This is a genomic window from Fluoribacter gormanii (assembly GCF_900156395.1).
Classification (GTDB): domain Bacteria; phylum Pseudomonadota; class Gammaproteobacteria; order Legionellales; family Legionellaceae; genus Legionella; species Legionella gormanii.
Window position 1 is genome coordinate 1 of sequence record NZ_FTNL01000050.1, and the last position, 4603, is coordinate 4603.

A 4603-nucleotide genomic window follows, 5' to 3' on the forward strand; every position below is an offset into this window, starting at 1 on the left:
AAATGTTTTTTTACATGACTGTATCCGAGATACACCGCAGGAGAGCCCTCACCCTCGCTGCGCTCGGGTTCGGGATGACGTGGGGAGTTACGAGATTTTAATTAATTGATTAAATTGAAATCACAAAGTTGATTGGTTGATCTGTGCGTGATAATATTCTGGCCGAAAATTAACTAGTCTAGGAGACAAAATGCCAATATTGAATAAACTACAGCCGGAACTTCTTAAGGCATTAGGAAAATCGAGAGATTTTGAAGAGCAATACGAGGTATTGCGTGCAAAGAGCAAAAGTGAGTCGCTTAGAGATAATCAAGATGCAATTAAATATGTTGATGACGTAATTAAAAGATATAAATTAATCAAAGGAACCTCTCCTAGCTCATCAGATTTAAAAGTACAAAGAGACACTTATCTACAGCTATTGAAAGAACATGCAGCAGAAGTTAGCGTGCTCTCATTTTCTAAACCAGAAGATGTGGCTTCCCGACTTAATGAACTGGATTTTGACTCCGATACAATTGACAAAATGACTAAAGGTTTAGAGCAGGCTGGAAATGATGAAGATACATGCATCGCTCTGTTATCATCTTTAATCATCAGTGAGATCACACTTGAAAGTTGTGCTAGAAATGAACATGGCCATCCTAGCCGTCGCTATTAATAAATCCAGGTATTAGGAAGGGCAATTATGTTAGTGATGAAGGATTGTGCTATTGAGCCAGGTGATATTTTGTTCGTTGTCTCTAATAGCAATAAGCCTTGGGTGCGCTTAAAACAGGCGGCCCAGTCACTAACTACTGCTGGCAACAAACATGGACATAGAGAAGTAATTACGGTCTTCGTTTGTACAGGAAAGAATAAATATGGCGTCATTTGTCATAATTATGAACGACAAATCACCGTTTCAAAAGAAGCATTCATTCAGAATCTCCAAGAAAGCACTATAGAAGAATTGACAACCTTACTTCTAAATTATTGCAATAAAGAGTTCAAGGCAACCCAAATAAAGAAAGCGCTAGCAGGCGGTCCTCGATGGATGAAGCGATTAGCTGCTGAAATGACTGGAAATGAGGATTCAGAGGAATTAATCGAGCGATTTCTTACTGCTACCTATGAGCGAAAAGCAAAACTAATTCAGTTGCTTGTTACCTTCTGGCGTGCTTCAGGAGAAGCAGAAGTTCTGCCTGCAGTTCATTCAAGCTTATTAGTATTTAAACATACTGATAGTATACAAAGACAGAAATTTCTAAGTGCATATCTGGAGCAAGTTAAAGTTACTGAACGATTTCATAAGCAAGGGAAAAGCCGAACCAGTTTCTGGGCCGTGATTAAATCTCTTTTTCAATGGTCAAATCAACAAGATAAAAAAGACAGAGAACACATTACGCCCTCTGATGCAACGTTCTGTTCACGCAATGTGATGCAAGTTTTAAATCAGGTCGATCCGAATCTTGTAAACAGAGGAAGACATGTGCTACCCAAAACTTTGGAGGCTGGTCTTCGTGAAGCAACAAAAAGTAGGAAAAAATCAGATGAAGTTGTAAATCAGGAACAAGTTGATGACTTCGAAGCGATGATTGCAGCGCAAGAACAATTTCTCCCACCATTTAGATTGCAAATTTTACCTGCAACTGGCAGGGAATTAATGAGCTCATTATTGGCAGTGGTAGATAATGAAATTAAGCGTATTGAAAACAAACGATGGGCTAATCAAGAAGATAGAAAAAAAGCATCCGATTTGAAACAACTCGTTTTACCATTCCGTGCCCCAAAATATCAAAAGTATCCCATTAATTTGCAGGTAGATATTGCACTAAAGCTAATTGCAACTTTACTCCCGACGCTACAGAAAAAAACAGGTTGGTTAGGTGAATGGTTCCCTGCAACTTCTTATGCCAATGTGAGGGCATTTGCCCGTACCCAAGGTATTTTTGACGGGGATATTCGTGATACATTGGAGAAATTAAAAAGCAATCCTTCACCCTATATTCAAGAGGAGGAGATGCAAGAAGAGGTTGATGATCCTGAACCATTACCTACTGGTCAAATTTATATTTTTTCTGACTGGTCGTTTTCCAGTTGGTCAACAAGTAAACGTGAGTTGATGCTAAAGCATATGCTTGAATTGCTTGCTGAAGGACATGAGCTCTATACCTGGGAGAATGGACAACTGATTAGAAGAGATAAAGAGTCCTTAAAAAATGCCATTATTGGAGCGGATTTTGATGATTTGCTGGCCTCCAAATTGAAACCGGCAAACCAGGCTACATTGCTTGCACAAGCACAATATCAACAATTAGATACAACACAAATAAATTTTCTTGATTATAAATTCTGCCGAAAAATGGCAGATGATCGCGATTCTCTTGAGACGCATCTTAATCAGGTTGCAGCAATATTTTCACCTAAATTAGATGAACACAATTTAAACCAGACCAAACAAAGAATTATTGATGTTGAGCTTGCAAATTCTGCATATGATCAAAAAGAGCAATTAGAAATGCAGGCCTTGAAAAAGCGTATTGCGAGTCAGAATGAAATAAAACAAAAAACATATCGAAGTGGTATCGATACCAGAGCTCACGTGTCTCAATCATCACATAGAGCACCAATATTTAAATCAGTTGATTTACTTGGCTTTAAGCCATCCGCAAAATATTACCGTAATGAAGTGTATTCCGAGCTGGTGATTCGTGAAAACCCGTCATCTCCATTTCAATACTTTGAATTGGTGGGAATGAATGCAACCGAAAATCTGGTGGGTTGTAAATATCAGTTCCATCCTGAGGGTTTAACCGAGAAACTTATTAATAAAAGGAAAAAAGAATCGAATCTGATTCTAATAGAAGGAAAAAAAAGATTAAGTTTGACAGAAAACTGGCTGGCATTGCCTTCTTTGCATCCAGGCGAAACGTTACTGGATATTGCAATTAAAGGATTTAAAAAAGACGATTTTGAAATAAAGTACTCTAAGGAAAATCGGTTATATTACATTAGATTACTTAAACCAACAGCACAATCCCAGGACGTTTTTATTAATTTATTGCTACGTATGCCCAAGCAGTATCGAGCAAATCCTGTTTTTAATACGTTGTCTGCACTTTCTTCTGAGCATCAAGAAATTCATCGCTTGTTAATGAAATATCTTAAGTTTGGTAAAGATCATGGAAAACTACGTAATGCTATTGGTGTCACGGTACATAACGGTAATGAATATCTTGAGGAAGCAAGAAAATTAGGTGTTGCAAGTTGTCGTTTAAGGGCTATTGCTTTTAAAGATGAAATGCATCGTTTAAATCCTGAAATTCCTGTCTCTATTGTTGTTAACTCAGACCATTGTTTTGTTGAGATGGAGTTGGATGGTCAATGGCAGAGATATTGTCTGGGTGGATATAGAGATGCTCCGAGTTTAATGGAGTCAGTTAGGGAAGATATATTGACGTCTATATACTCAAATTCAAAAAAACAAAGGTTTTTTACTGAACGATCGAAACAACAGTCACAAATTGATCTTCTTGCTGAAGAGGATATGTTCATCAACAATTTTGCTTAATAAATAAAAATATTAAGGTAAATATAGTTAACTTAGTATCTAGCTTGGGTGAAGCGCAGCGAAACTGCGCTTCACTCAGGCTACAAATTTGGTAAAAGTGCAAAAAACAAGAGAAGGATATCTAACAAAGTGGGGTATAATGATGAACCTATTTGATGCGCATTTACATATTATCGATTACCGCTTTCCTTTAGTTGCAAATCAATCGTATTTACCAAATGAGTTTACGGTTGTAGATTATCTTAAAATTGCAACACCGCTGCAAATTATTGGTGGAGCAGTGATATCCGGGTCTTTTCAAGCATTTGACCAAACATATTTAATAAATGCTTTACAAGTGTTGGGTCCAAATTTTGTTGGCGTGACTCAATTACCTGTTTGCGTAAGTGATAAGCAAATTATTGAATTAAATCATCAAGGTATACGTGGTATTCGATTTAATCTAAAACGAGGTAGTTCAGAACAATTAATCCATTTAAGTGAAATGGCACATCGAGTTTATGAGATTGCCAAATGGCATGTAGAGTTATATGTTGACTCCTCTGAACTTATGGAGTTAGCTGATCTGTTGCTTCGTTTACCTGCTGTTAGCATAGACCATTTGGGATTATCAAAAAATGGGCTTTCGATATTATTCAAGCTGGTAGAGCAAGGAGTCAAAGTCAAGGCATCAGGATTTGGCAGAGTTGATTTTGATGTTGCAAATACACTGAAGACGATTGTATCCATTAATCCTGATGCTTTAATGTTTGGTACAGATCTTCCTTCAACACGTGCGCTAAAGACTTTTAAAAAAGAAGACATTACTCTGATTTTGGATGTTTTTGATAATTGTATGGCAAGCAAAATTTTATTGACTAATGCCGTTGATTTTTATCGTTTAAAGCTAAAGGTTTAAACATTTCCCCGGGTGAGGTCTGCGCCTTCACTACCGAATTTTAATTGTTTTGTTGTAACTCCCCACGTCATCCCGAACCCGACCGCAGCGAGGGTGAGGGATCTCCTGTCAGGTGGAACAATTTTTAAAGAATCGATTGATACAAATCATTC

3 protein-coding genes are annotated in these 4603 nt (G+C 37.4%); all 3 read left to right on the plus strand.

Translation table 11 applies throughout. The features are described 5' to 3' along the window. Positions 1-190 precede the first annotated feature (190 nt). Positions 191-661, plus strand: a complete 471-nt coding sequence (locus tag BW930_RS16715; RefSeq protein WP_058467615.1) for a hypothetical protein — start codon at positions 191-193, stop codon at positions 659-661. A gap of 27 nt (positions 662-688) precedes the next feature. After that, positions 689-3553 (plus strand): hypothetical protein, encoded by a 2865-nt coding sequence (locus BW930_RS16720; protein ID WP_058467616.1) that lies wholly within the window; start codon positions 689-691, stop codon positions 3551-3553. Between the two features lie 139 nt (positions 3554-3692). Continuing rightward, entirely contained in the window at positions 3693-4451 is a 759-nt protein-coding gene (locus tag BW930_RS16725; protein ID WP_058467617.1) for an amidohydrolase family protein, read from the plus strand. The last annotated feature ends 152 nt before the right edge of the window (positions 4452-4603 follow it).

What these genes read in the sequence shown, in the direction of transcription:
- BW930_RS16715 (WP_058467615.1), top strand. Translation starts at nt 191, where the DNA reads ATGCCAATATTGAATAAACTACAGCCGGAACTTCTTAAGGCATTAGGA.
- BW930_RS16720 (WP_058467616.1), top strand. Translation starts at nt 689, where the DNA reads ATGTTAGTGATGAAGGATTGTGCTATTGAGCCAGGTGATATTTTGTTC.
- BW930_RS16725 (WP_058467617.1), top strand. Translation starts at nt 3,693, where the DNA reads ATGATGAACCTATTTGATGCGCATTTACATATTATCGATTACCGCTTT.